This window comes from Hominilimicola fabiformis, from assembly GCF_020687385.1.
Taxonomy (GTDB): domain Bacteria; phylum Bacillota; class Clostridia; order UBA1381; family UBA1381; genus Hominilimicola; species Hominilimicola fabiformis.
This window is the reverse complement of sequence record NZ_JAJEQM010000013.1, coordinates 1-24754: the sequence shown is the minus strand read 5'-3', so window position 1 is coordinate 24754 and position 24754 is coordinate 1. Positions and strand designations below refer to the sequence as shown.

23 protein-coding genes and 1 pseudogene are annotated in these 24754 nt (G+C 39.3%); 9 read left to right on the top strand and 15 right to left on the bottom strand.

What is annotated here, in order from left to right; all coding sequences use genetic code 11:
• Positions 1–27: 27 nt before the first annotated feature.
• The 10 genes and pseudogenes from atpA to LKE05_RS09610 form a co-directional block, all read right to left on the bottom strand.
• Positions 28–1524: a F0F1 ATP synthase subunit alpha gene (atpA, locus tag LKE05_RS09650; RefSeq protein ID WP_117967996.1), complete on the bottom strand. Its 1497-nt coding sequence runs from the start codon at positions 1522–1524 to the stop codon at positions 28–30.
• Positions 1525–1538: 14 nt separating this feature from the next.
• The gene (gene atpH / locus LKE05_RS09645; RefSeq protein WP_308456679.1) at positions 1539–2063 is read right to left on the bottom strand and encodes an ATP synthase F1 subunit delta; all 525 of its coding nucleotides are present in this window, start codon (positions 2061–2063) and stop codon (positions 1539–1541) included.
• A 9-nt stretch (positions 2064–2072) separates the two neighbouring features.
• Positions 2073–2567 (bottom strand): F0F1 ATP synthase subunit B, encoded by a 495-nt coding sequence (gene atpF / locus LKE05_RS09640; protein WP_022230368.1) that lies wholly within the window; start codon positions 2565–2567, stop codon positions 2073–2075.
• A gap of 25 nt (positions 2568–2592) precedes the next feature.
• Complete coding sequence (gene atpE, locus LKE05_RS09635) at positions 2593–2847, bottom strand: ATP synthase F0 subunit C (protein WP_022230367.1); 255 nt, start codon at positions 2845–2847, stop codon at positions 2593–2595.
• Between the two features lie 51 nt (positions 2848–2898).
• Complete coding sequence (locus tag LKE05_RS09630; protein WP_308456678.1) at positions 2899–3621, bottom strand: F0F1 ATP synthase subunit A; 723 nt, start codon at positions 3619–3621, stop codon at positions 2899–2901.
• On the bottom strand, positions 3608–4006 hold the full coding sequence (locus LKE05_RS09625) for an ATP synthase subunit I (protein WP_022230365.1): 399 nt from the start codon (positions 4004–4006) through the stop codon (positions 3608–3610). The genes LKE05_RS09630 and LKE05_RS09625 overlap by 14 nt, the downstream gene beginning before the upstream one ends.
• 326 nt (positions 4007–4332) lie before the next feature.
• Positions 4333–5865, bottom strand: a complete 1533-nt coding sequence (locus LKE05_RS09620) for an AbgT family transporter (RefSeq protein ID WP_308456677.1) — start codon at positions 5863–5865, stop codon at positions 4333–4335.
• A gap of 77 nt (positions 5866–5942) precedes the next feature.
• Entirely contained in the window at positions 5943–6440 is a 498-nt protein-coding gene (locus LKE05_RS14085; protein WP_373367877.1) for a peptidylprolyl isomerase, read from the bottom strand.
• Between the two features lie 126 nt (positions 6441–6566).
• A pseudogene (locus LKE05_RS14080) lies at positions 6567–6935 on the bottom strand (copper amine oxidase N-terminal domain-containing protein); the annotation flags it as partial.
• Positions 6904–7806, bottom strand: a complete 903-nt coding sequence (locus tag LKE05_RS09610) for a DUF2238 domain-containing protein (RefSeq protein ID WP_308456675.1) — start codon at positions 7804–7806, stop codon at positions 6904–6906. The pseudogene LKE05_RS14080 and the gene LKE05_RS09610, both read right to left, overlap by 32 nt.
• A gap of 177 nt (positions 7807–7983) precedes the next feature.
• On the opposite strand from LKE05_RS09610, the gene LKE05_RS09605 reads away from it, so the two are divergent.
• Complete coding sequence (locus LKE05_RS09605; protein WP_147513748.1) at positions 7984–9624, top strand: oleate hydratase; 1641 nt, start codon at positions 7984–7986, stop codon at positions 9622–9624.
• A gap of 149 nt (positions 9625–9773) precedes the next feature.
• Here the strand turns inward: LKE05_RS09605 and LKE05_RS09600 are convergent, their stop codons facing one another.
• The 3 genes from LKE05_RS09600 to LKE05_RS09590 form a co-directional block, all read right to left on the bottom strand.
• On the bottom strand, positions 9774–10748 hold the full coding sequence (locus tag LKE05_RS09600; protein WP_308456674.1) for a glycoside hydrolase family 43 protein: 975 nt from the start codon (positions 10746–10748) through the stop codon (positions 9774–9776).
• A 39-nt stretch (positions 10749–10787) separates the two neighbouring features.
• A complete protein-coding gene (locus LKE05_RS09595; RefSeq protein ID WP_308456673.1) occupies positions 10788–11540 on the bottom strand; it encodes a polysaccharide deacetylase family protein in 753 nt (250 codons plus the stop codon).
• 65 nt (positions 11541–11605) lie between these two features.
• The gene (locus LKE05_RS09590; protein ID WP_147513751.1) at positions 11606–12121 is read right to left on the bottom strand and encodes a hypothetical protein; all 516 of its coding nucleotides are present in this window, start codon (positions 12119–12121) and stop codon (positions 11606–11608) included.
• 141 nt (positions 12122–12262) lie between these two features.
• On the opposite strand from LKE05_RS09590, the gene LKE05_RS09585 reads away from it, so the two are divergent.
• The 4 genes from LKE05_RS09585 (at position 12263) to LKE05_RS09570 (ending at position 17538) form a co-directional block, all read left to right on the top strand.
• A complete protein-coding gene (locus LKE05_RS09585) occupies positions 12263–14839 on the top strand; it encodes a calcium-translocating P-type ATPase, PMCA-type (protein ID WP_308456672.1) in 2577 nt (858 codons plus the stop codon).
• Positions 14840–14842: 3 nt separating this feature from the next.
• The gene (locus LKE05_RS09580) at positions 14843–15073 is read left to right on the top strand and encodes a FeoA family protein (RefSeq protein ID WP_308456671.1); all 231 of its coding nucleotides are present in this window, start codon (positions 14843–14845) and stop codon (positions 15071–15073) included.
• Positions 15074–16972, top strand: a complete 1899-nt coding sequence (gene feoB, locus LKE05_RS09575; protein WP_308456670.1) for a ferrous iron transport protein B — start codon at positions 15074–15076, stop codon at positions 16970–16972. It begins immediately after the preceding gene.
• 182 nt (positions 16973–17154) lie between these two features.
• Positions 17155–17538: a metal-dependent transcriptional regulator gene (locus LKE05_RS09570; RefSeq protein ID WP_308456669.1), complete on the top strand. Its 384-nt coding sequence runs from the start codon at positions 17155–17157 to the stop codon at positions 17536–17538.
• A gap of 182 nt (positions 17539–17720) precedes the next feature.
• Here LKE05_RS09570 and LKE05_RS09565 read toward each other — a convergent pair whose 3' ends face one another.
• On the bottom strand, positions 17721–18956 hold the full coding sequence (locus LKE05_RS09565; protein ID WP_308456668.1) for an NAD(P)-dependent oxidoreductase: 1236 nt from the start codon (positions 18954–18956) through the stop codon (positions 17721–17723).
• 278 nt (positions 18957–19234) lie between these two features.
• On the opposite strand from LKE05_RS09565, the gene hisZ reads away from it, so the two are divergent.
• Genes hisZ through LKE05_RS09545 form a run of 4 tightly spaced genes read left to right on the top strand, consistent with a single transcriptional unit; the run spans position 19235 to position 22699 of the window.
• Entirely contained in the window at positions 19235–20590 is a 1356-nt protein-coding gene (gene hisZ / locus LKE05_RS09560; RefSeq protein ID WP_308456667.1) for an ATP phosphoribosyltransferase regulatory subunit, read from the top strand.
• Positions 20591–20612: 22 nt separating this feature from the next.
• On the top strand, positions 20613–21251 hold the full coding sequence (gene hisG, locus LKE05_RS09555; protein WP_117968022.1) for an ATP phosphoribosyltransferase: 639 nt from the start codon (positions 20613–20615) through the stop codon (positions 21249–21251).
• A complete protein-coding gene (gene hisA / locus LKE05_RS09550) occupies positions 21248–21961 on the top strand; it encodes a 1-(5-phosphoribosyl)-5-[(5-phosphoribosylamino)methylideneamino]imidazole-4-carboxamide isomerase (protein ID WP_308456666.1) in 714 nt (237 codons plus the stop codon). The genes hisG and hisA overlap by 4 nt, the downstream gene beginning before the upstream one ends.
• An 18-nt stretch (positions 21962–21979) precedes the next feature.
• The gene (locus LKE05_RS09545; RefSeq protein ID WP_022230348.1) at positions 21980–22699 is read left to right on the top strand and encodes a tRNA lysidine(34) synthetase; all 720 of its coding nucleotides are present in this window, start codon (positions 21980–21982) and stop codon (positions 22697–22699) included.
• A 249-nt stretch (positions 22700–22948) separates the two neighbouring features.
• Here the strand turns inward: LKE05_RS09545 and LKE05_RS09540 are convergent, their stop codons facing one another.
• The gene (locus LKE05_RS09540) at positions 22949–24556 is read right to left on the bottom strand and encodes an MBL fold metallo-hydrolase RNA specificity domain-containing protein (RefSeq protein ID WP_147513757.1); all 1608 of its coding nucleotides are present in this window, start codon (positions 24554–24556) and stop codon (positions 22949–22951) included.
• Positions 24557–24754: the final 198 nt, after the last annotated feature.

Genomic DNA, 24754 nt, shown 5'->3' with positions numbered 1-24754 from the left:
GATGAAGCAGACATCAGAGCATCCCCCCTACTTTACAAAACGTTTCTTACAATCTTCAACAGATGAACGGATTTTTTCTTCACATTCTTTACTCATTTCACCTGTGTTTTCAATCGTATCTATTATATCATGTGCATTATTTTCAATATACTCAAATAATGATGTTTCAAATTCCTGTATTCTTTCAACAGGTATATCTTCAAGCAAATCGTTTATAACCGCATAAATAATTACCACTTGCAATGATACTCTTATCGGCGTGTTTCTTCCTTGCTTTAGCACTTCAACTATTCTCTCACCCTTTGCAAGACGCATTTTTGTGTCTTTATCCAAGTCCGAGCCGAACTGTGCGAATGCTTGAAGTTCTCTGTACTGTGAATACGAAAGTTTCAGACTTCCGGCAACTTTTTTCATTGCCTTTATCTGTGCGTTACCGCCTACACGCGACACGCTTATACCGGGATTAACCGCCGGCATAATGCCCGAATGGAATAATTCCGTTTCAAGGAATATCTGTCCGTCCGTAATTGAAATTACGTTTGTCGGTATATATGCCGAAACATCGCCCGCCTGTGTTTCTATAATCGGCAATGCCGTAAGCGAGCCGCCGCCCAAATCGTCCGACAATCTCGCCGCTCTTTCAAGCAATCTTGAATGTAAATAGAATACATCGCCAGGATACGCCTCACGTCCCGGTGAACGTCTTAAAAGCAGCGACAACGCTCTGTATGCTACTGCGTGTTTTGACAAATCGTCATACACAATCAAAACGTCCTTGCCTTTATACATAAAATATTCGCCCATTGCACAACCTGCATACGGTGCAATATATTGAAGTGCCGGCATTTCAGACGCCGTTGCGGAAACGACAATCGTATAATCCATCGCACCGGCCTTTTCAAGCGTATCAACGATTGACGCAACCGTTGAACGCTTTTGACCTATCGCAACGTAAATACAAAGTACGTCCGTATCTTTTTGGTTTATAATGGTATCAACCGCAATTGCCGTTTTACCTGTTTGTCTGTCACCGATTATAAGTTCTCTCTGTCCTCTGCCAATAGGTATCATAGAGTCAATCGCCTTTATACCTGTCTGCAAAGGCACGCTTACAGACTTACGTTCGATAATTCCCGACGCCGGAGATTCGACAGGTCGTGTTTCGGTTGTGTTTATCGCACCCTTGCCGTCAATAGGGTTTCCGAGAGCGTCAACAACACGACCCAAAAGTGCATCACCAACTGGAACGTCTGCAACACGTCCGGTACGTTTCGCGATACTGCCCTCTTTTATTCCCGTATCATCACCGAGAATAACAACGCTGACGTTATCTTCTTCAAGGTTCAGCGCCATAGACATAACTCCGCCGTCAAGTTCGATAAGCTCACCCGCCATACACGCGTCAAGTCCGTGTATACGTGCAATTCCGTCACCGACTTCTATAACATAACCCGTTTCTGTTTCGCGTATTATATTATCGTAATTTTTAATTCTGTCCTTTATAACTTTGCTTAAATCCTGCATCTTCTACTCCTATGCTATATCAAAGCTTTTTTTAAATCTTCAAGTCCTGATTTTATACTTGAATCAATCCGTATACCATCTGTTTCGATTATAATTCCGCCTATACATTTTTTATCAACGTGCATTTTCAAAACTACTTTTCCGCCTGTTTTCTTTTCAAGTTTCTGCAATAGTTTTTCTTCCAAATGCTTGCCTATAGGCTTTGCTGTTGTAACATTAACAATTTTTATACTATTGTCCTCATTATACAGCTTTTCATATGTTTTAAAACATTCCCCGATGTGATGTACACTATGCTTTTCCGAAAGTAACTTTAAGAAATTCAAAACATATCTGTTCACCTTGCCCAAGAAATCTTCGTTGAGTATCTCCATAAGGTCATCACGTTCGATTTGAGGTGCATCAAGTATTTTAACATATGCAGGGTGTTCGTTAAATAACGAAACAATCCCCTCAAGATCAACCAAAATCTCTCTTGACATCCCCTCATCTTTTGCAAGGTCGTAAAGCGAGGCACCGTAAGTCTGTGGTGCAGACATATAAATCACCTACATTCTATCAATAATATCAGAAATTAGTTCTTCATCATCACTGTCAGTTAATTTTTTGCCTATAATTTTTTCTGCCGCATCGACAGCCATAGACGCAATCTCTCTCTTTGCGTCAGTGACTGCGTTCTGCTTATCTTGTTCAATCTGCTTTTGACTCTTTTCCATTATATACCGAACTTTTTCATTTGCCTCATTTACAATAGATTCAGAGCGTCTGTCCGCCGTTTCAACCGCCGATTTTATTATACCGTCAGCCTCATTTTTTGCAGACAAAAGTTTTTCTTCGTATTCACTTTTAAGGCTTATCGCCTTATCGTTGGTTTCCTCTGCCTGTTTATACGAATTTTCGATTTCTTCTGCGCGTTCATCAAGTATCTTCGTTACAGGTTTAAACAAAAACTTCTTTAAAAGCAGAAACAATATGAGCAGGTTTGCCCACGTAAAAATCATTGTCCATGTGTCTATGGATACAAAAGGCAAATATTCATTCATTTGCTCTCATCCTTTCGCTGTTTGATTAAAGAAGTCCTATAAGCGGATTTGCAAACAATAAAATCAATGCGACAACAAGACCGTAAATACCTGTTGATTCCGCAACCGCACAACCAAACAACATTGTTGAAGTAATTGCGCCCTTTGCCTCAGGCTGTCTGCCGACTGCCTCTGCCGCCTTACCTGCCGCAAAACCTTGTCCTATACCCGGTCCGACACCTGCTATCATTGCAAGTCCCGCACCTATTGCCGACGCCGCTAATATAATTGCTCTTTCCATTTTTTAAATCTCCTTTGTTTTATATTTATTGTTGTTTTTTATTGTTGTTTTTTAGTCGCCTGCACCTTGAACAAACACCATCGTAAGCATACAGATTATATATGCCTGCAAAAAGCTTGTGAACAGGTCAAAGTAAACCGAAAGTATTGCCGGAATACCGACTTGTAAAATCGGTATTGTTGCAAAGAAATCATTTGGTATCCATGAAAGTATAACACTGCTAAGACTCGCCAAACCGCCGTATACAAGTGATGTTATAACAAGACCTGCGGCAATATTACCGAAATGACGGAACGTCATTGAAACAGGATTTGCGATTTCACTTATAAGGTTGAGCGGCGTTATAACCGGTACAGGTTCGGTAAACGACTTAAGCCAACCGAGAACACCGTGATTTTTGATGTTCGTCACCTGTATCATAAGGAACGTCACTATCGACCACGAAAGTATAACGCTTAAATCAGCCGTTATCGGTCTTAAACCCGTAAGCGATGATAAACTTCCGACTATCGAAAATATAAAAAGCGTTCCTATATACGGTGCGAACGACATATATTTTTCACCCATTGTATCCTTTACAAGATTGTAAAGCATTGTAATGAGTTTTTCTGCCACAAGTTGTTTTTTTGACGGATTTCTTACTCGCATACCGTGTGTCAGCCATACAGACACTATCACGAGTGCCGCCATTATAATCCACATATTGACTATACTTTCGGTTACTTTAATTCCACCGAAAAGCGGTATCTCAAATAAAACTTTAGGTCCGTTCATCTTCTGACACTTCCCTTTCCTTTTTTCTCGTAAGATTTAGTATGAATATAGAAATCTGCGGGAATATAAGCGGAATTATAACGCATACATAGTTTAGATAATCAACCTTTGTTGCCCAAATTACCGCAAGTGCAATAAGTGCCAGCCTACCTATATAACCGACTCCCATAAGTCCGGACGCACCTTTTTGCTTTGACACACATCTTTCAAGGATAATTCCCATAAGTGCAAAGTTTAAAATTGCCACCGCACATCCGAGAAGTGTTCCGAATATTGCAGATAAACCAAAAAACTTTGTCGGCAAAGTAACAAGCACTTGCACCGCTCCGAGTATGATTACACCTATTGCAATATTTCTTATTTCGACAAGTAAAGTCTTTGACACATATTTCCCCTCTTTCTCTTTTTGATACTATATCTATTTTACCATAATACTTATTATTTTCAACCCTTAGTTTTCCGACAAACGTATATTTTTAAACAATTTTATCGTTATTTGTCGTTTATTCTTTTATTTTCTCACTTATACACAAATTTATCCTTTTCTTTGTTGCACTTTGCACAAAGAACAATGAGTATATTTTCACTTTTTGTTTAATTGTCTTAATTCCAAACCTTCCTATATATTATGTTATTTTTTATTCATTTATTCAAACATAACCTTCTCAAATCAAAAAAGCGCAAATCTAAACAGATTCGCGCTTTTTATTTTTAAAATCCCAACGGAATTTTGAACAGAATAAATGCCATTAACAGCAATGTCCACGATACCATAAATATAACCGAATACGGAATCATCATTGATATTAAGTTACCAGCCGTAAATTCCGGTTTATACTTTCGCATATACATAAGCACCACTCCCGCATACGTCATAAGCGGTGTTATGATATTCGTTGACGAATCGGCAATTCTGTATGCCGCCGCAACAACATCGGGCGTCATTGAGCTGTTTACATGGTATAGCATCGGCACAAAAATCGGTCCGAGCAACATCCATTTTGAACTCAATCCGCCGACAAACAGATTAATAAATCCTGTTATCAATATAAAGCCGATTATAAGCAATATCGGCGAATTTGACGCACCGACCGTCTGCAAGCCCATTGCTCCGATATACGTTATATATGTTCCCAAGTTTGTATAAGTCAAAAGTGACAGGAAGTTATAGCTGAAGAACGTCAAAACAATCGCATATCCCATTGTACCGATTTGCTTGGACATAGCTCCGACCATATCGCTGAGTTTTCTGAACTTACCCACAGCATATCCGTAAAACATTCCCGGAACAAAGAATATAAATGTAATTATCAATATGATGTTATCAAGAAACGGTGTTACGGTTTTACCTGTTTCGTCAACGTATGACGAAAGCGGTCCGAATCCAAGCAATGCCGCTGCTGCAAGTGCTGTCAAAAGTCCCGCACCCGACCACCACAGTGCTCTTTTTTCTTTATCCGAAACAGCAAATTCACTTACATTTATATCTGACGGAATTATATATTTCTGTTTTTCAAATTTAGGTTTTACAAACTTTATTGTAACAAATCCGCCTATTATTACAAGCATTACCGTTGACGCAAGCATAAAATAATAGTGCATTGTCATAGGATTTATCGCTTTCCCGAGATACGAAACGAACGGTATATTCTGACTGCTTGCAAAAGCCTCCGCATTTGTACCGATTATAACGTCAACAACCGTTGCCGGTATCAAATTCGCACTGAATCCTGCACTTACGCCTGCAAATGCCGCCGCCATACCTATAAGCGGATTTTTTCCTATACCGACATATAAAAGTCCGGCAAGCGGTATCAAAATCAAATATCCCGCATCTGTCGCAATATTACTCATTATTCCGAGAAATACAAGCACAAACGGCAGCAGCTTATCCGATATATTTGTACCAATACGTCTTATAAGTGCCGACAAAAGTCCCGATTCTTCCGCTATGCCTATACCAAACATTACTATTAATATAGTACCTACTATACCTCCGGCATATCCGAGCCAATTATCAAGTATCGCATTTGAGAATATCCACCTTATATTTTCGGCAGTGAACATATTTTTAATCTCATAACTCACGCTTGTACCGTCAGCCGAAGTCATAGAGAATGTATTTCCTCCGAATATCCCCGTTACAACAAGTACCAATATATAAAGCAATATAAAAATTATAACAGGGTCAGGTATTTTCTGTCCGAGTTTTTCAATTATTCCGATTTTATCTTTTTTACGCAAAACAAAAATCACTCCCTTCTGTATGATACTATACCATACGGGAGTGATTTAATTCAACGAACAATATATGCCAAAAGCTATTTGATAACTATTGTCTTGATGATTTGATTTTGAACAGGTACATCGTCCATACCCATATCAGTTAGTGAATGAGTTTCTGTTTCCGCGATTTTATCCACATATTCCATACCCGATGTTACCTTACCGAATGACGCATACTGACCGTTAAGCGACGGACTGTCTTGGTGCATAATAAAGAACTGACTCGACGCACTGTCCATACTTATCGCCGTTCTTGCCATTGATATAACACCTCTTTCGTGAGGTATCATATTAAAGTATCCGTTTTGGATAAATTCACCTGTTATTGTATCCGTTTCGTGCTGTGTCATATCGGTATCATAGCCGCCGCCCTGAATCATAAAGTCTTTTATAACTCTGTGGAACACAAGCCCGTCATAAAAATTTTCATTTGCAAGTTTAACAAAATTTGCAACCGTTTTCGGTGCAATATCCGGATAAAGTTCAAGCTCAATATTACCGCCGTCCTCAAGTTGAATTTCAGCTCTTACGATATTTCCCGTATCATCCGCATAATTTTTATATGCGTCATATTTTTGATTTAAAACCTTTTCGTATGTTTCAAATTTCTTTGCAAGTCCTTCTTCTACATTTTTCTTCGTGTAGTCGATTGTAACGGTTGATGTACCGCCGTCCCAATTAACCGTTGCGCCGAACATTTCCGATATTGCTCTTAGCGGTACCATTGTATAATCGTTCATTATAGTCGGCGGCACATCCATTACAGTTGTATCTTCAAGCGCAGTTGCCGAGGTTTTAAATGCGTGGTCTTTGTCAATCCAAGTAAAATACAGATTACTTCCGTCACAAAGTGTTATACCCTTTGTATCTGCGTCCCACGACACGTCACAGCCAAGTGCCTCCGAAACAGCTCTAAGAGGTACAAGTGTTCTTTCTTCAACAATTACAGGTGCCATTTCGGGATGAATTTCCTCACCGTTTACCTTTACCGTAATATCACTCGCCTGTACTGTCGGAACCAATGCCATTGTCACCGTCATTATTGACGCCAACATTAAGCTTAACTTTCTCATTCTTATTTCTCCTTTTCTTACTCTTAAATTCTTCAATCATTTTTTGTGTTTCTTCAATTTCCTCTGTTGTTTTCATAAGCGGAATAAAACTTTTCGCAATCTTTCCTTTACCTCTGTGCTTTATGTAAAGTATTCCGATAATCGAAAATACAACCGCACCGATACAGTTTACCATAAGGTCTTTCATTGTATCGATTATTCCGACATCAAGATACCCTCCCTCTATAACGTACTGTCCTCCGTTATAGTTCACAATCGTACTTGTTATGCCGTTTAAGCTGACCGTGCCGTTAAGTCCGTTCGGATTAAGCGTTGCGGAATGTATTGCATTCACGATAAAATCTTTCTGCATATCCATTCCGAAAATTTGGTCCATACCAAACTCAAAGAACTCCCAAACAACTCCGACCGTCATAGAAAAACAAAATGCCACGAACGCTACAAAAAACGGTGACATATTAATATGAAATCTCGGGTCTTGATTTAAAATATCAATAAGTGCAAAGCCTATCGCCGCCATTATAAATCCGTTAATTGTATGGAGTATAGTGTCCCAATACGGAAAAATCGTATAAAAACTTTGTATCTCACCGAGTATTTCCGCCGCGAATATGAATAATAAAATTACAACTTCAAGCATTGTCGGTAATTTTATGTTCAATTTTAAGTCTACAAATCTCGGAATGTTAAATAAAACCAAAGTTAGCAGACACAGAAATACATTGTAGAAATTTCTGTTGAATATTTCCGCAACCATTGTTAAAACAACCAGAATTTGAAGAACAAGCAGCAGTACAAACCTACCTTTTTTTCCGATCCTCTTCATAATATATTCTCCTTTAACGATAGTGTAGATTATTATATCATAATCCGACATTTTTTTCAATCAAAATGTTTACAGTATGTTCACTTTTTGTAGGGTAATATTTACTGTACAAAATTTGTTTTTTGTGATATAATAAGTAAATAGAATTGATTGAACGATTTTTAGGAGCGTGTTATTATGAAAAAAAGCGATCTTACAAAACTTATTGCAATCGGTGCGGCTGTAACAGCGGCTGCCGCCACTACTGCGATTGTTATTTCAAAGCACAAAAAACACAAAACAATGCTTGCAGAACACACAAAAACTCTTACGAAAAAGCAGGCATATATCACAGGCGGAGGACTTTCTGCATTTGCGTCAGCACTTTATCTTGTGCGTGACTGCGGTTTCACTCCGGAGAATATTCATATATTTACAAACGGTACTCGCGACTGCGGCAACAACGAAACAGGCTTTATCTGCCATCGCGGAAAAACTATAAGCATCAAAGACAGTATGAATTTCTTTGACCTTATCAGCGATGTTGATTCTTTGGATATTCCCGATTTGACGGTATGCGATGAAATACTTAATATTTATCGTGCAAATATTTATCCGCGAAGTGTGACTTTGATTGATCAAGACAAGAACGTTATAGACAGTTCAAAAATCAAGATTTCAAAATCACACAGAAACGCAATACTTGCACTTATGCAGTCAAAACGTTCGCAAATTCAGTCTGCGTCGATATTTGACGTTATGGACAGCGATTTCTTCCTTTCACCGTTCTGGAAACTTATTTCCGCATTATACGGTTTTACCGAAGAATCAAGTGCATATGAATTTGTAAACTGTATTGCAAATATGGATAATATGCTTTCGGGTATCATTCCGAATGATTTTGACAGATACGAAGAAATTGTCAACCCTCTAAAAGAGCATTTGAAGAAAATCGGTGTTGACGTAAGAGAAAATGCGGTTGTTACCGATATTGATTTTGAAAACGACAATGCCGACTCAATTCACTTTACGGACGGTGCAACAAGAAAGACTTTCTATCTTAATGACGGCGATATTTGTATTATGCCTACCGATGAAATGGCTGACTGCGAATCTTTCGGCAGTTTCAACGAACCTGCTCCGAAACTTTATTCAAAGCCGTTTGAACTTTGGGAAAAGCTTGCTGAAAAGCACCCGTCATTCAAGTCACCTGACTTGTTCTTTGATGAATTTGAGGGTAATATGTCTGAGGAATTTACAATTACTCTTTCAAACAAACTTTTGCCTGAGCTTATCGACAAAGTTACTTGCGGTGCCTTGGGTCGCAACGGTATTATCGTGCTTGACGATTCAAATTGGAAAATGACAGTTTGTGCGGTACCGTCAACTTATTTTAAAGACCAAAGCGAAGATATTACAGTTTTGTGGGGCTGTGCTATGCGACCTAATTGTGACGGTGACAGAAGCGGTAAAACTATGACTGAATGCAGCGGTGCCGAAATTTTATATGAACTTGTTTCATGCTTTAACCTTGATGAAGTTTGGGACGATATTCGCGAAACGGTAGTAAACGTAATTCCTTGCCACAGACGTTACGGTACATCATATCTATCACCTGTCAATTCAAAACTTGAAATAATTCCGACAGGTATAAAGAATTTTGCGGTTTCCGGCGATTTTGCCGAATCGGATAACGATACAGTATTCTCGGAAGAATATATCGTTTCAACCGCACGCACCGCATCATATAAACTTATGAAAACAAACAGAAAAATGTTTGAAAGCAAACCGAAATCATTCAGAGAAGTAAAAAAATCTTTAAAAAACTTGGTAAAATAATTTGTTTTTTAAGGTTATTTTAAGGTTTCAATATTATAATACAGTTAAAGAATTGATAATTATTAAATCAATTCACGATAATTTTTTCATTTTTTTCTTCATAAAAAAGCAGAGCCATTAAGGCTCTGCTTTTTTGTGCTGTTATAAATTTATATGTTCTTCGGAACAGGTTCACCGAATATCGGAAGTCCGTTTTCATCATATTCAAACACTTTCGCTCTTGCGTGGCGGTTGTTATCGTGAAGCGGATCGCCTTTGATTTCCTTATAGTTTCGGCTGTGATATATAAGCACGTCTTTACCGTTATCGGTCGTGAAACAGTTATGTCCCGGTCCGTACTGCTTATTCTCCTCGCTCGTTTTAAATACAGGCTTGTCGCTCTTATGCCACGACTTTATATCAAGCAAATCACTGTTTTCATCAGCCCAAAGCATTCCCATACAGTATCTCCAACCTGTATCGGACGCCGAATATGTAACGATAACTTTACCGTTTCTGACAAGTACCGCCGGCCCTTCGTTTACTTTAAATCCCTGCACTTCCCAATCATACTCCGGTGTTGTAAGAATCATCGGCTTTGTTGCAAGAGTCCAAGGATTTTTCATTTTTGCAATATACACGTCAGATACATCTGCAGGCTCTGTCTTTTGCGCCCAAAGTACATATTGTTCACCCTTATGTATAAATGTGGTCATATCAAGTGAAAAACTTTCCACTCCCACATCAATTCTGCCCTTTTCAATCCACTTACCCGTCATAGGATTTTCGTCCTCGCACATAAGCAGATACGGTCTGATTTCCCATACGTCTTTTGCGTCACCGGCGGTGAAATAAATATACCACACACCGTCTATATAATGAAGTTCAGGCGCCCAAATATGTGAGCCCATTTCACCTGTCGGATGCTTTTTCCACACTACTTCCGAATCAGCTGTCAAAAGTCCGTTAAGAGTCTTTGCACGTCTTATCTCAATACAGTCATACTGTGGCATTGTACCTGTGAAATAGTAATATCCGTCAGTATGCAGATACACAAACGGATCTGCTCGCTGATACACCAAAGGACTGTTATATTCATATTTCTTATCCATATTATTTTCTCCGTTTCGCTTTTGTATTTTCATATTATCTATTATAATAGATTACAACGGTTTTGTAAATAATTATTTTTGAAATTGTCTGCCTGTATTGTCTATCACATAATTATCTTTGTAAATAAGTTCCGACACGGTTACAAATTCATATTTGCACTCCAATGCCTCTAAAATTTTCGGCAGAATTGCCGCCGTATTATTTGTGCCGTTATGCAAAAGAATTATGTCGCCGTTTTGCGTGCGTCTGACGCTTCTTTCATATATATCCTGTGCCTCCGCGTCACCGTAATCAATCCCGTCAACCGACCACTGAATATACATTCTTCCGCTATCCTCCGCCGCTTTCACGACAGTGTTATTATATCCGCCTGACGGCGCACGCATAAGGTACGGTCTTTCACCGGTTATGCTTTCAACAATTCCGTCACATTTATCAAGGTCGGCTGTAATCGCCTCTGCCGACATTTTCGTATAATCCGCGTGATTATATGAATGATTGCCGATTTCATGTCCTCTGTCATAAATTTTCTTCAAACTTTCGGAATACTTTTCAGCCCAATCACCCACAACGAAAAATGTCGCCTTGCAATTATACTTGTCCAACGTATCAAGAATTGAGTCAATATCATCATCGTTCCACGCACAGTCAAATGTCAGTGCGATTTTATTGTCGCACCTCTCTACGCTGTAAATCGGAATTTCTCTGCCGTTTACGTTAAACACGCTTACCGCTCTTGAAGTCGTAAACCAAATTATCGGTATAACCGCAAAAATCAGTAATGCTATTATAATATGCTTTAATTTAATAACATAAAAATTCAAAATGCCGACCTCCTAAAATATATCTGCTTAATATATCTTATTCGCGTCGGCATATGTTTATGACATCACAAAAGCCATGACGGAAGTTTATTTTTCTTTTCTTCTTTCTTTTCCTCGATCGGCTTTGTTTCTTCTGTTTTCTCGATTTTAATTTCAGTCTTTTTAACCTTTGTCACGTCCTTTTTCTTCGGTGCTGTTCTCTTAGGTTTTGCCTGTTTTTTCGGTGTATCGTTTTCTAAATTTTTGATACATTCTTCTATTTCTTCGTCTGTTTCAAGAGGCTCACTTTTAAATCTGTCCGCAAAAAGCTTGCCCTCTCTTTCGTGCGTTCTGTTGAAATATCTCGCATAGCTTGTAGTGACAGGTTTCATTGTCATTGAAATTCCCTTTTCACCCTCTTTTACAACAAGACGAATTTCCGACTTTGTAAGATAATAGCCATGTACAATACCCGTTGCGAAATTCTTTTCAAGAATTTCAACAAACATTTTTTTATCCTCGTCTGTTACAAAAAGTTCATTGCCTTTCAGCGTAATATAATAATTACCGCTTTTACTTATCTCTCTTGCCTTTCTTGCCATTTAGTGTCCCTCCTTTTCTTACATTATAACACATTTTCGGAGGGGACACTAAAACATTTTGATTACAATTTAAAGACAAGTTGGTTATAAATACAGGCAATACGGAATAGTTATATCGTATAAAACAGAGGAGGTATAAAAATGCAGACATACCATAATAAAACCGTACAGCAAACCGCCGAATTGCTCGGTACGGATATAAAAACAGGACTTACACATGACGAGGTAAAGAAACGACTTCACCATTACGGCAAAAACGAACTTATCGAAAAAAAGAAAAAGAACATATTTATAAAATTCCTTGAACAATTTAATGATTTTATGATAATTATACTTCTTTCCGCCGCTGCGGTATCATTTATAACGTCAATTATGCAAGGTGACGCGGATATAACAGAACCTGTAATAATTCTTGCAATCGTCATATTAAACGCATTGCTCGGAGTTATTCAAGAAAAACGTGCCGAAAAAAGTCTTGAGGCTTTAAAGAAACTATCATCACCCCATGCCTGTGTACTCAGAAACGGCAATGAGCTTAATATTCCTGCCGCGAACGTTGTTCCCGGTGATATACTTATAATATCGGCAGGCGATCTTGTTGCCGCAGACTGCCGTCTTGTCACATCTAACAACCTCACAACAGACGAATCCTCTCTTACCGGTGAATCTGTAAACGCCGAAAAAGACGCATCGGTTGTACTTGAAGAATTCACGGCACTTGGGGACAGAAAAAATATAATCCTTTCTTCCACCTCCGTAACAGGCGGAAAAGCCACCGCGATAGTTACAGGCACGGGAATGAATACGGAAGTCGGACACATTGCGAATATGCTCCTTGATGATGAAACACCGCAGACACCGCTTCAGCTAAAGCTTGCCGATACAGGCAAAACACTCGGTATTGCCGCACTTTTCGTATGCCTTGTTATTTTTATTGTCGGCCTGTTCCGTCATCTTCCGCCGTTTGATATGTTTATGACAGCCGTTTCTTTGGCGGTTGCCGCAATACCTGAGGGACTTCCGGCAATAGTTACGATTATGCTTGCAATCGGCGTAATGCGTATGTCAAAACATAACGCAATAGTACGAAACCTTCCGTCTGTCGAAACGCTCGGCAGTGCGTCCGTAATATGCTCCGACAAAACAGGCACTTTAACGCAAAATAAAATGACTGTAACTTCATTTTATACGTACGATGAAAAAAAGCTGATACGACTTTGTTCGATGTGTTGCGACTGTGATGAGGGACACAAAAGTCCGACAGAAAGTGCAATACTCGCCGCCGCAAAAAAACACGGTTTTGACAAGTCCGTACTTGACAAAAAATACAGACGTATTGCCGAAATACCTTTCGACTCGACACGCAAACGAATGACTACAATGCACAGGGACATAAAAGGTTATAAAACAATAATAAAGGGTGCATTGGAATTTGTACTTCCGCTATGCACCGATATTTATAACGGTCAAAAGGCTATTCCGCTTACTTCACAGAGCAAGCGAAAAATTATATCCGAAAATTCAAAAATGACTTCGGACGGTTTGCGTGTAATCGCGGTTTGTTATCGTGATGATTACACAAAGACAGCAATCAACGAAAACAATATGGTATTTATCGGTCTTATCGGCATTGAAGACCCGCCGCGAAAAGAGGCAAAGCAATCCGTAGAACTTTGTAAAAGAGCAGGTATTCGTCCTATTATGATAACAGGCGATCACGCAGAAACGGCTTTATCTGTTGCGAAAAAAATCGGAATTGCGGACGATAATTCAAAGGTTATGACAGGCGATATTCTTGAAAAAATATCGGACAACGAACTTGCACTCACAATAAATCAATACAACATATTTGCACGCGTTACTCCGAGCCATAAAATGAAAATTGTAAAAGCGCTTAAAGCCAACGGTGAAATTGTCGCAATGACAGGTGACGGTGTAAATGACGCGCCTGCACTTTCCGCCGCCGATATTGGATGCAGTATGGGTATAACAGGTACGGACGTTGCAAAATCAGCATCCGATATGGTGCTTACGGACGATAATTTTGCTACCATTATATATGCAGTCCGTGAGGGCAGAAGTATTTTTTCAAACATCAAAAAAGCGGTACAATTTTTGCTTTCAAGCAACATAGGCGAAATTCTGACCGTATTTTCGGGTATTATGTTCGGTTGGTCGTCACCGCTTACCGCTATACAGCTTTTATGGGTAAATCTCGTCACCGACTCACTTCCTGCTATTTCTTTGGGACTTGACACTCCCGACAGCGATATAATGGATAAACCGCCGCGTTCACCGAAAAAAGGTTTATTTGCCGACGGACTTTGGCTGACAATCATATTTGAGGGCTTGATGATAGGTGCACTCGCACTTTTGGCATTCACCATAGGTGCAAACATCTTCGGCGGTATTACAGCAGGTCGTACAATGGCATTTGCGGTGCTTAGTATTTCTCAGTTGGTACACGCATTTAATATGAGAAGTGAACACTCCGTTTTTAAAGCCGGTATATTTAAAAATCCTTACCTTGTGCTTTCACTGATTTCGGGACTTATTTTGGAGGTGTCGGTAATTTCCGTTCCGTACCTTGCAAATATTTTCGGAGTTATTCCGCTCAATGCTATGGGCTGGATTGTTGTAACGGTACTGTCCGTTATGCCTCTTATAATCGTTGAGCTTCAAAAGTTTGTCAGCTCGTTTGTATGGCGAAAGGACTGATATATGAATTTAAGCAATTTAAAGAAAAACGAATCCGGCGTTATATCCGCAATACGGTTAAGCGGTTCAATTAAACGCCGTCTTTCCGATATGGGAATGACGCCCGGTGCAACCGTAAAAATGCTTAGATTAGCACCGCTCGGCGATCCTGTCGAATTTCGTGTACTCAACTGTAACATAGGTATACGAAAAAAGGACGCCGAAAAAATTTTTATTCACAAGGTGGTGAAATGAATGTCCGATACAAAAACAGTCGTTGCTCTTGTCGGCAATCCGAATTGCGGAAAAACAACTCTTTTCAACGAACTCACAGGCAGTAATTATGATGTCGGCAACCGCATAGGCGTTACTGTTGAAAGCAAAAAAGGCATATGCCGTTACAACAAAAATATGCTTATAGTCGATCTTCCGGGTATCTATTCCCTTTCACCGAACAGTGCGGAGGAAATTATAACGCACGACTTCATTATAAATGAAAAGCCCGATTTAATACTCAACATAGTTGACGCAACCAACCTCGAACGCAATCTCTACCTTACAACACAGCTTGCCGAAACAGGTGTGCCTATGGTAATCGCACTGAATATGGCGGACGCAGTTAAGAAAAACGGTTTTGAAATTAATGCAAATATGTTGACAAAACGTCTTAATATACCGTCTGTTCCGATTTCGGCAAGCAAATGTATCGGGATTGAAAAACTCATCAAAGAATGTAACTTAGGCGGTAATACACAAAATCAAATTAAATACAATGCGGAAATTGAAAGGGCAATTTCCGCATTATGCTTAAAAAATAAAATAAGCCGTTTTTACGCCATACAACTTACAGAAAAAAATGATACCGAAACACATATAGCGCAAGCTCGCTACAAATTCATAAAATCAGTCGCAGCCGACTGCGTAAAAATAATCGGTCAAAACAGACAATTTCTTCTGACCGAAAAAATAGATTCAATCGCTATGCACCCATTGTTTGCGATACCGATTTTTATACTTGTAATGTTTTGTGTTTTTCAGATAACGTTCGGAACTTTTGGTTCGATGATGTCCGATATGCTCGACACCCTGTTTAACGTTCAGTTTGCAAATATGCTTGAAAATATTTTAACATCAGCCGAAGTCGGTGCATTTTTCAAAGGACTTTTGCTTGACGGAATAATATCCGGAATAGGCAGTGTCATAACATTTTTTCCGCAGATAATGCTGTTATTTTTATTCCTTTCCTTTCTTGAAGATTCGGGATATATGGCACGAACGGCTTTTATTATGGACAAACTTTTTATAAAAATCGGTCTTTCGGGCAAGTCGTTTGTACCTATGATAATGGGATTTGGGTGCAGTGTTCCTGCGACAATGGCAGTCAGAACGCTTGACAACGAACGTGACAGAAAACTGACAATGCTGTTGATACCGTTTATGTCGTGCGGTGCAAAAATGCCGGTTTATGCGGTATTTACAGCGGCACTGTTTCCGAATAATGCAGGTATCGTCACATTCAGTTTATACATTTTAGGGATAGCTTTAGGGGTAATTTCGGGATTGATTTTGTCAAATACGGTATTCAAAGGCGATGAACCGCCTTTTGTACTTGAACTTCCACCCTACCGAATGCCGACTTTCAAATCGACATTTAATCATATGTGGGATAAAGTCAAGGACTTCCTTACAAGAGTAGGTACTGTAATTTTGCTTGCAAGTATAATCATCTGGCTTTTGGAAAATCTTGATTTTCATTTGCATTTAACCGCTGACAGCGAATACAGCATTATCGGCACTTTAGGAAAACTTATCGCACCGATATTTAAACCTTGCGGATTCGGTAATTGGAAAGTTGCGGTAAGCCTTATTTCAGGTTTTGCCGCAAAAGAGGCAGTCGTGTCAACTATGTCAATCCTATACGGAGCATACAACACCGCCGACCTTGTATCGTGCCTTACGACTTCATTCACTCCCCTGTCGGCATATTCGTTTTTAACGTTTGTACTGCTTTATGTGCCTTGTATCGCCGCAGTGTCAACACTCCGCAGTGAACTCAACTCACGAAAATTAACCGCATTTTCGGTATTATATCAGCTTTCTGTTGCGTGGATAATGTCAACGCTTGTATTCCAAATCGGTAATTTATTTGTATAGACTTCACAAAATTAAATTTTTTTATGTTAGCTATTGCAAATTAAAGTGATTTAGGTTATAATAAAGGCATAATTTAATTGATATTAATTTTCGAAACCAAAGAGGGTTTTAGAAACAGTAATGTTTCTATACCCTCTTTATTTTTTTATTAGTTTGCGGACAGAAAGGCTATGGTGATTAATATGTTAGTTGATAATGATATTTGTATCTCAAGCGCACTGGAAGATTATCTTGAATCAATATATGAAATTTCAAAGCAAAAGACGAGTGTGCGCATAACGGATATTGCCCTTGCACTCAAAATATCAAAACCAAGTGTGAACAGAGCGGTAAATACTCTAAAAAAGCAAGGTCTTGTTTCTCACGAGCCTTACGGCGATATAATTCTTACGGAAAAGGGTTTTGAGCTCGGTGAAGCAGTATATCACCGTCATACGATGATTAAAAAATTCCTTGTAAATGTTCTTCATATTCCCGAAGATGATGCCGAAAAAGAGGCTTGCCAAATTGAGCATAATATAAGCCAAAATACAGTTGAAAAAATGAAAAGTTTTATGGAAAACTAAAAAGGAGTACCGAAAATGAACTCATCGACGTACATTTGTACGTTAGAGTTTATTTTCACAAAAAGTGCAAAGGCAAGCCGTATATCAAAGATAGGCTTGCCTTTGTTTATAATATCCGTAAATTAAATTCAAATATAAAATAATATTTTGCACTGTTCGGACAATTTATCGACCTCCTGAATTTATAAATCTCTTTCGTGCATTAAACCCTTCATATAATCGTCCATTGCGTCTGCAACTTGCTTTGAATACGCAACCGCCTCAACAACCGTTTTCGCACCGCGGACAACATCGCCCGACGCAAAAATACCGTCACGCGTAGTTTCTCCGAACGTGTTTGTTACAAGCAAACCTTTTTCATTAACTTCCAAGCCTGTCGTTGTTGAAACAATTCTGTCCTTCGGACCTTGACTTATCGCAATAATCGTTGAATCTGCCTGATAAAGATTTTCCGTTCCTCTTATCGGCGAAAGATTTCCTTTTCCGTCACATTCAAGTTCAACAAATATAACTCCGTCATCTACAATTTCCACAGGCTCAACGTGTACCACGAATTCAACACCGTCAATCTTTGCATAATCCACTTCACGCTGACTTGCTGCCAAATGGTCACTTCTTGAAAATACCGTAACCTTTTTAGCACCGTGTCTTAAAGCAGTTCTTGCAACGTCCATTGCCGAGTTACCCGCACCGATAATATTAACCGTATCGCCAAGTCTGTAAACATCGGGATTGGTAAGATAATTAATCGCATAATGCACATTTCCGAGCGTTTCGCCTTTTATATGAAGTGTGTTCGGTTTCCATACACCTGTACCGATAAATATTGCACTGTAACCGTCACGGAACATATCGTCAACGCTTATAGTCGTACCTATTGCCGTATTCGGTCTGATTTTAATACCAAGCTCAATCAATTTTTCCTTATATCTTTCCAAAATTGATTTCGGCAATCTGAATTCGGGAATACCGTATCTCAACACGCCGCCGATTTTTTCTCTTGATTCAAATATCGTAATATCATATCCGCGCTGTGCAAGTATTACCGCAATGGTTATACCGGCAGGACCTGAGCCGATTATACCTGCTTTCAAGCCGTTTTTTTCAATCCCCGAAAAACCAAGTTTATCAAAATAGTTTTCGGAAATATAATTTTCAATACTGCTTATATGAACCGGTGAGCCTTTTCTGTTCAAAACGCAATGTCCCTCGCATTGATTTTCATGATTACATATAAGCGAACAGACGATTGAAAGCGGATTATTCTCAAACACCATCTCGCCGGCTTGATTTATATCCCCCTCTAAAAACGTATGTATCATATCCGGTATCGGTGTATGTATCGGACATCCCTCTCTGCACATAGGTTTCTTACAGTTCAAGCATCTTTTTGCTTCATTAATAACGTGTATCGCCATTTCACATTTCCTTTCTGCAACATATTTACTAATTTGATTTTAACATATTTTATGTGAACATTCAACAGTTTAAATAATAAATTTTGTTGACAATTTGTTAATTTTTTCTCAATTACAAATTTCGACTTAATACTACATTCCTTATCCTTGAAAATACACCGTTTTAGTGATAAAATTATATTGTTTACTTGACAATTTACAAATTAAGTTGTATAATAACTTTATCGCTTTAGCACAATAAAGTTAAAATTCAAAAATATATTGAAAGGATTAGTTTTATGTCTAATTGGAAATTGCATACACCGAACGGTGTAAATGATATACTGCCGGACGAATGTGCAGTAAAAAAAGAAATTGAATCAACAATATGGTCTGTTTTTTCTTCAATCGGTTACAAAGAAGTTGAAACACCTACATTTGAATATTACGACTGTTATTTAGGTCTTAGCGGTCAGATTTCACAAGAGCATATGTTCAAGTTTTTTGACGAACAAGGACGTATTCTTGCACTAAGACCGGACTTTACAACATCAATCGCCCGTATGGCGGCAACAAAGGTTGCAAATTCGGACAAGCCTCAGCGCTACCTATACACAGGCAACGTATACAGAGTTGAGCAAACGCAAGGCGCACGTCAAAGAGAATTTACGCAAAGCGGTATCGAGCTTATCGGCTCATACTCACCTGCCGCAGACGCTGAAGTTATTTCAGCAGCTATGGAGGCTGTTCTTGCGGTAGGTATTGAAGAATTTTCAATGGAAATCGGTCAGATTGCATTCTTCAACGGACTTGTAAAGCAAGCAGGACTTGACGAACAATCTATCGAAAAACTTCGTGAACGTATTGATTCAAAAGACTCTGTCGGTATTAAGACGATTACAGACAAACTTGACATTGATGACAACATCAAAAATCTTATGATTGACTTGCCTTACCTTTTCGGCGGTGAAGAAGTTTTCAAAAAGGCTTATGTTGACGGTCTTAACGAAGAATCCAAAAACGCACTTGACAACTTAAAGCGTATATATGAGCTTTTGTGTCTGTACGGTTTTGAAAAGTACGTTTCTATTGACCTTGGTATGCTTGAAAGTATCGACTACTACACAGGCTCAATCTTTAAGTGCTACACACACGGTGTCGGATTTCCTATTTGTGCCGGAGGACGTTATGATAATCTTATGGGACAATTTGGTGACAATAAAGGTGCTGTCGGTGCGGCAATCGGTATAAACAGACTTATTTCCGTACTAAGCGACAAGGAGGTACATGATGTTTCCGCATCACTTGTTTTTGCCGAAAAGAACGCCGAAGGCATTGCCTATGACATTGCATACAATCTTCGTGTAAACGGCTGCCTTGTTGAAATGTATATCGGTGACGGCGATTATAAAGCAGCAGAGGAATATTCAAAAGGTAAAAATATCGGTGCAATGCTTAGAGTTTTCCCTAACGGTCAGCTTATGATTAACGATTTTGCAAAACACGAAATTATAGAAACAACCGCAAACGAATTTTTAGGCTACTATGACGAATCTATGATGTTTGACGAACACGACCATTGCGGCTGTGGCTGTGACCATGACCACGAGCATGAACATCACCACGACCAATGCGACTGCGGTCACGAACACTGATTTTAGGGAGGAAGAGATTATAATGAGATATTTAACAGTTGCTCTTGCAAAGGGCAGACTTGCCGAACTTGCAATGGAATTATTTATTTCAATCGGAATGGATTGTTCCGAAATGAAAGAAAAAACAAGAAAACTTATTTTCACTGACGAAAAAAACAAGATGAAATTTATCCTTGTAAAAGCGTCTGACGTTCCTACTTACGTTGAATACGGTGCGGCTGACATCGGTATCGTCGGTAAGGACACACTTTTGGAAGAAAGCCGTAACCTATATGAAATGGTTGATTTGGGATTCGGAAAATGTAAAATGGCTGTATGCGGTCCGAAAGAATTAAAAGGTAAGCTTGGCACTATGACAAATCTTCGTGTTGCGTCAAAGTATCCGCACATCGCAATGAAATATTTCCAAGACGACAAAGGTCAGACTATTGAAATTATAAAGCTAAACGGCTCTGTTGAGCTTGCTCCGCTTGTCGGACTTTCGGACGTCATTGTCGATATTGTCGAAACAGGTAAAACACTTTACGAAAACGGTCTTGACGTTCTTGAGGACGTGTGCCCTCTAAGTGCACGTTTTGTTGTAAACAAGGTTAGTATGAAAATGGAAACAGAACGTATTATGAATATTGTAAAACAGTTTGAGGAGAGAATTACAAAATGAGAATTTACCCTGCGATTGATATAAAAGACGGTAAATGCGTGAGATTGTTCAAGGGACAATTTTCGGACGTTACCGTATACGGTGACTCCCCTGCCGAAATGGCTAAAAAATGGGAAAGTCTTGGCGGTGAATATATCCACGTTGTCGACCTTGACGGTGCTTTAAAAGGTCATGGCGTAAATGCCGCAAAAATCAAAGAAATATGCGAAAGCGTCAATGTTCCCGTACAAACAGGCGGCGGTATTCGTACTATGGAGGATATTGAAGCAAAACTTGCCTGCGGTATTGACAGAGTAATCATAGGTACAAAAGCCGTTTCAGACAGTGAATTTGTTAAACGTGCCGTTGATAAATACGGCAAAAAAATCGTTATCGGTATTGACGCAAAAGACGGTATGGTTGCTATCGAGGGTTGGGAAAAAACAAGCGATTTTACCGCTGTTGAATTTGCAAAGAAAATGGTAAATATCGGCGTACAGACAATCGTTTATACGGATATTGCAACCGACGGTACACTTGCCGGTCCTAACGTAAACGCAATGGCTGAAATGGCAAGTGCGGTAAATGCCGATATTATCGCCTCGGGCGGTGTCGGAAGTCTTGACCACATCAAGTCACTTGTTACAACAGGTGTTGAGGGTGTTATCGTTGGTAAGGCACTTTATACGGATAAGGTTGATTTAACCGAAGCTATCAAGGCGGTAAAATAACAGGAAAGGCTGAATAATATGAAAAAGGTAGTAAGTCTTACAAGGCGTGCTATTGAACAGTATAATATGATTGAGGACGGCGATAAAATTGCCGTCGGTGTTTCCGGCGGTAAGGACAGTCTTGTACTGCTTAATGTGCTTGCGGAACTTTCGCGATACTATCCGAAAAAATTTACCGTTATGGGATTGACTTTGGATATGGGATATGATGCCGATTATTCAAAAGTACAAAAAATGTGTGATGATTTGGGCGTTGAATATAAGGTTAAGAAAACAAATATTAAAGAGATTATTTTTGATATACGAAAAGAATCCAATCCTTGCTCATTGTGTGCAAAAATGCGCCGCGGTGCGTTAAATGATATGGCAATCGAAAACGGCTGCAATAAAGTTGCACTCGGTCATCATAATGATGATGTGCTTGAAACATTCTTCCTTAGCCTTATGCACGAGGGCAGAATACATTGTTTTTCGCCTGTTACATATCTCGACCGCACTGATATGTATCAAATCAGACCTATGATTTACGTTCGCGAACGTGATATTAGGGGTGTGGTTAAAAATTATGATATTCCCGTTGTTCACAATCCTTGTCCTGCTGACGGATATACGCAACGTCAATATATGAAAGATCTTATTAAACGTCTTGAAAAGGAAATGTATCCCGGACTTAGAAAAAGACTTTTCAGAGCAATTCAAGACAGTGCAATAGACGGTTGGAGCGATTATACAAAATAAGGACGGTCATTGACCGTCCTTGTTTTTTTGCCACCGCTCCGTCACTTCGTGACACCTCTCCTCAAGGAAAGGTTTTTTGTACGGCTCCCATTGAGGGGAGCTGTCGACGCAGTCGACTGTGGGTGCTTTCTTATGCTTTTTCTTTTTGCCACCACTCCGTCACTTCGTGACACCTCTCCTCAAGGAGAGGCTTTTTGTATGGCTCCCATTGAGGTGAGCTGTCGACGCAGTCGAATGAGGGGTGGTTATCTATCTTTTCCACTTTTCAGACAACATATCAATCTGGTCTGCGAACTTTGCCAAATCTTTATTGGCCATTCCCTCACAACTTCTTGCAACTGCAAGTAATCTTTCCGCCGCGGCAATAAGTCTGCCGAATACAGTCGCAGCACGTTTTGTAGTTTTCTTTTTCTGCACGCGTATGCCGTACGTCTGTACAACCACTTCACCTGTCAGCAAATCGTAACAAGTACCGCTGTACGGTGCAACAGAATTATAGCCGTATTCATTTCTGATACAATCGGTAAATTCATCGCAAGACTTTTCCTCGCCATGATTAACAAAAACAATTTTAGGCTTTTTCTTAAATGTTTTAAGCCACTTTATAAGACCGTTCTTGTCTGCATGTCCGCTTATTCCGTCAAGCATTTTAATTTCGGCATTTACTTCTATATCCTCACCAAACAGTTTTACATTCTTAACACCGTCACACAACATTCTGCCGAGCGTTCCCTCTGCCTGATAGCCGACAAACAAAATCAAACATTCTCTTCGCCACAAATTGTGTTTTAAGTGATGCCGTATTCTTCCCGCCTCACACATACCGCTTGACGATATTATAACTTTCGGCTTTTCGTCAAAATTAATTGCAACAGACTCATCAGTTGAAACGGCAAGTTTTAATCCGCTGAATGTAAGCGGATTTATACCGCTGTCCACCAATGCTCTTGCTTCTTCGTCCAGACATTTTACGTCACACTGTAAAAATATTGCGGTAGCCTCATTCGCCAAAGGACTGTCCACGTACACAGAAAAATCACCGTAACCTTTTACAAGATTTTGTTCTTTAATCTGACGTATATAGTATAAAAGCTCTTGCGTTCTGCCTACAGCAAATGACGGTATAACAACATTTCCGCCCCTGTCAAATGTTCTCTGAAATTCCCCCGCAAGCAATGTTATATAATCAGGTACTTCCGTATGAAATCTGTTTCCGTAGGTGGACTCTATAACAAGATAATCGGTATCGTCCGTATCATAAATCGGAGTCGGGTCTTTTATAATCGGTTGATTTGTATTTCCCACGTCACCGCTGAAAACTGTTTTCTTTGTAATACCGCTTTCTGTTATCCAAATTTCTATACAAGACGAGCCGAGCAAGTGACCTATATCGTGAAATCTTATTTCAACATTTTCCAAAATTCTTATTTTCTCATCATAATTACACGGACGGAATTGCTGAAGTACACCGATAGTATCGTCCATATCATAAATCGGAACATATTCTTCCCTGCCGGCACGCTTTGCTTTTCTGTTTCGCCATTTCGCCTCAGTTTCTTGAATATGCGCACTGTCCGGCAACATTATTTCGCATAAATCAGATGTTTCATTCGTCGCGTAAATTTTACCGCGAAAACCGTTTTTGTAAAGTAACGGCAAATTACCCGAATGGTCAATATGTGCATGAGTAAGCAATACACATTCAATATCATTTGGATTTACGGGGATTTCTTGATTTTCAAATATATCAGCACCTTGTTCCATTCCGCAGTCAACAAGAATATTTTTTCCGTTCGTTTCTATTAGCGTACAACTGCCCGTAACTTCGTGTGCCGCACCTAAAAATGTGATTTTCATACTAACTCACTTCCTTTCTATTTTATTTATACCACCGATTTCGGCTTTAGTAACAAATAAATTGTATTTTTTTATGTTTTAATGTATAATATTTTTGAGGTGTTTGGTATAAAAAAAGAGCTTTGATGTGACCCCCAAAAGTTAGACTTTTTATAGCGTAGTAGTTTTAACGACTGCTACGCTATTTTTATGCAGCCA

Bases quoted from the DNA above. Each gene is read 5' to 3' on its own strand.
- hisZ (WP_308456667.1), top strand. From the start codon at position 19,235: ATGTCTAATTGGAAATTGCATACACCGAACGGTGTAAATGATATACTG.
- atpH (WP_308456679.1), bottom strand. From the start codon at position 2,063: ATGTCTGCACCACAGACTTACGGTGCCTCGCTTTACGACCTTGCAAAA.
- LKE05_RS09580 (WP_308456671.1), top strand. From the start codon at position 14,843: ATGAATTTAAGCAATTTAAAGAAAAACGAATCCGGCGTTATATCCGCA.
- LKE05_RS09540 (WP_147513757.1), bottom strand. From the start codon at position 24,556: ATGAAAATCACATTTTTAGGTGCGGCACACGAAGTTACGGGCAGTTGT.
- LKE05_RS09610 (WP_308456675.1), bottom strand. From the start codon at position 7,806: ATGAAGAGGATCGGAAAAAAAGGTAGGTTTGTACTGCTGCTTGTTCTT.
- hisG (WP_117968022.1), top strand. From the start codon at position 20,613: ATGAGATATTTAACAGTTGCTCTTGCAAAGGGCAGACTTGCCGAACTT.
- LKE05_RS09590 (WP_147513751.1), bottom strand. From the start codon at position 12,121: ATGGCAAGAAAGGCAAGAGAGATAAGTAAAAGCGGTAATTATTATATT.
- LKE05_RS09630 (WP_308456678.1), bottom strand. From the start codon at position 3,621: ATGAACGGACCTAAAGTTTTATTTGAGATACCGCTTTTCGGTGGAATT.
- LKE05_RS09545 (WP_022230348.1), top strand. From the start codon at position 21,980: ATGAAAAAGGTAGTAAGTCTTACAAGGCGTGCTATTGAACAGTATAAT.
- feoB (WP_308456670.1), top strand. From the start codon at position 15,074: ATGTCCGATACAAAAACAGTCGTTGCTCTTGTCGGCAATCCGAATTGC.
- LKE05_RS09565 (WP_308456668.1), bottom strand. From the start codon at position 18,956: ATGGCGATACACGTTATTAATGAAGCAAAAAGATGCTTGAACTGTAAG.
- atpE (WP_022230367.1), bottom strand. From the start codon at position 2,847: ATGGAAAGAGCAATTATATTAGCGGCGTCGGCAATAGGTGCGGGACTT.
- LKE05_RS09605 (WP_147513748.1), top strand. From the start codon at position 7,984: ATGAAAAAAAGCGATCTTACAAAACTTATTGCAATCGGTGCGGCTGTA.
- hisA (WP_308456666.1), top strand. From the start codon at position 21,248: ATGAGAATTTACCCTGCGATTGATATAAAAGACGGTAAATGCGTGAGA.
- LKE05_RS09600 (WP_308456674.1), bottom strand. From the start codon at position 10,748: ATGAAAATACAAAAGCGAAACGGAGAAAATAATATGGATAAGAAATAT.
- LKE05_RS09570 (WP_308456669.1), top strand. From the start codon at position 17,155: ATGTTAGTTGATAATGATATTTGTATCTCAAGCGCACTGGAAGATTAT.
- LKE05_RS09585 (WP_308456672.1), top strand. From the start codon at position 12,263: ATGCAGACATACCATAATAAAACCGTACAGCAAACCGCCGAATTGCTC.
- atpF (WP_022230368.1), bottom strand. From the start codon at position 2,567: ATGAATGAATATTTGCCTTTTGTATCCATAGACACATGGACAATGATT.
- atpA (WP_117967996.1), bottom strand. From the start codon at position 1,524: ATGCAGGATTTAAGCAAAGTTATAAAGGACAGAATTAAAAATTACGAT.